The sequence below is a fragment of the Kitasatospora sp. MY 5-36 genome (assembly GCF_001182915.1).
Classification (GTDB): Bacteria; Actinomycetota; Actinomycetes; order Streptomycetales; family Streptomycetaceae; genus Kitasatospora.
Map to the genome: position 1 here is coordinate 1 of NZ_LFVW01000336.1, position 1,931 is coordinate 1,931.

The following is a 1,931-nucleotide window of genomic DNA, read 5'->3' on the forward strand; positions in this document are numbered from 1 at the left end:
CGCCGCGGACGGCGCCGGCACCCTCGCCCGGCGGCTCGCCGGACTCTCCGCCGCCGACCGCGACGGACTGCTGACCGCCCTCGTCCGCGACACCGCCGCCGCCGTCCTCGGCCACGGCTCGGCCGCGGCACTGGACGTCGACAAGGCGTTCAAGGAACTCGGCATCGACTCGCTCACCGCCGTCGAACTCCGGAACGCCCTCGGCACCGCCACCGGCCTGCGCCTGCCCGCCACCCTGGTGTTCAACTACCCGACGCCCAAGGCCCTCGCCGCCCACCTCGCGACCGAACTCGTCGGCGAGGAGCCGGCCCCCGCCGCCCCCGCCACCCCCGCGGCTCAGGCCGCCGGGACCGAGGACGACCCGATCGCGATCGTCGCCGTCGGCTGCCGCTTCCCCGGCGGCCTCGACTCCGGCGAGGACCTCTGGCGCTTCGTCGCCGCCGGCGGCGACGCCGTCACCGGCCTGCCCGCCGACCGGGGCTGGGACCTCGACGGCAGCTACGACCCCGACCCCGACGCCCCCGGCCGCACCTACGTGCGCGGCGGCGGATTCCTGCCCGGCATCGCCGACTTCGACGCCGCCTTCTTCGGCATCAACCCGCGCGAGGCCCTGGCGATGGACCCGCAGCAGCGCCTGCTGCTCGAAGTCGCCTGGGAGACCCTGGAGCGCGCCGGACTCGACCCCACCGCCCTGCGCGCCACCCCGACCGGCGTCTTCATCGGCACCCACGGCCAGGACTACGGCACCCAGGGCACCGGCGGCGCCGCCGACGAGGGCTACCTGGTCACCGGCAACGCGGGCAGCGTGCTCTCCGGCCGCCTCTCCTACGCCCTCGGCCTGGAGGGACCCGCGATCACCGTCGACACCGCCTGCTCCTCCTCCCTGGTCGCCCTGCACCTCGCCGCCCAGGCGCTCCGCGCCGGGGAGTGCACGCTGGCCCTGGCCGGCGGCGCCTCGGTGATGTCCACGCTCGAAGGCCTGGTCGGCTTCTCCCGGCAGCGCGGCCTCGCCGCCGACGGCCGGAGCAAGGCCTTCGCCGACGCCGCCGACGGGTTCGGGATGTCCGAGGGCGTGGGCCTGCTGCTGCTCGAACGGCTCTCCGACGCCCGGCGGTTGGGGCACGAGGTGCTGGCCGTGGTCCGGGGCTCGGCCGTCAACCAGGACGGTGCGTCCAACGGCCTGACCGCCCCGAACGGTCCCTCGCAGGAGCGGGTCATCCGGGCAGCCCTCGCCAACGCCAGGCTGACGGCCGCCGACGTCGACGCCGTCGAGGCGCACGGCACCGGCACCCCGCTCGGCGACCCGATCGAGGCACACGCCCTGCTCGCCACCTACGGCAAGGACCGCCCGGCCGAACAGCCGCTCTGGCTCGGGTCGGTGAAGTCCAACATCGGCCACACCCAGGCCGCCGCCGGTGCGGCGGGCGTGATCAAGATGGTCGAGGCGCTGCGCCACGGCGTACTGCCGCAGACCCTCCACATCGACGCGCCCTCCTCGCACATCGACTGGTCCTCGGGCGGCATCGCCCTGCTCACCGAGCAGCGGGCCTGGCCGGCGGCCGACCGCCCGCGCCGGGCCGGCGTCTCGGCGTTCGGTGTGAGCGGGACGAACGCGCACGTGATCCTGGAGCAGGCGGAGCCGGCGGGCGCGGCCCTGTCCGTCGACGGAGCAGTGACGCCCGCCGACGCAGGGGAGAACGTGGTCCCCTGGGTGGTCTCGGCCGCCTCGGAGGCGGCGCTGCGTCAGCAGGCCGCGCGGCTGGCGGCCTTCGCGGAGGGGCAGCCGGCGCCGGACCTCGCCGCCACCGCCCGGGCGCTCGTCACCGCGCGCACCCGGTTCACCGAGCGTGCCGTGGCCGTCGGCGCCGACCGGGCCGCGCTCGTCGCCGCCCTGAAGGCCCTGGCCGAGGGGGAGGCCGCGGCCGGGCTGG

At 76.8% G+C, this 1,931-nt stretch carries 1 protein-coding gene; it reads left to right on the top strand.

Annotation, left to right across the window (positions count from 1 at the left end; genetic code table 11):
• On the top strand, nucleotides 1-1,931 hold a 1,931-nt coding region (locus tag AE652_RS21430; RefSeq protein WP_049653963.1), incomplete at both ends, for a beta-ketoacyl synthase N-terminal-like domain-containing protein.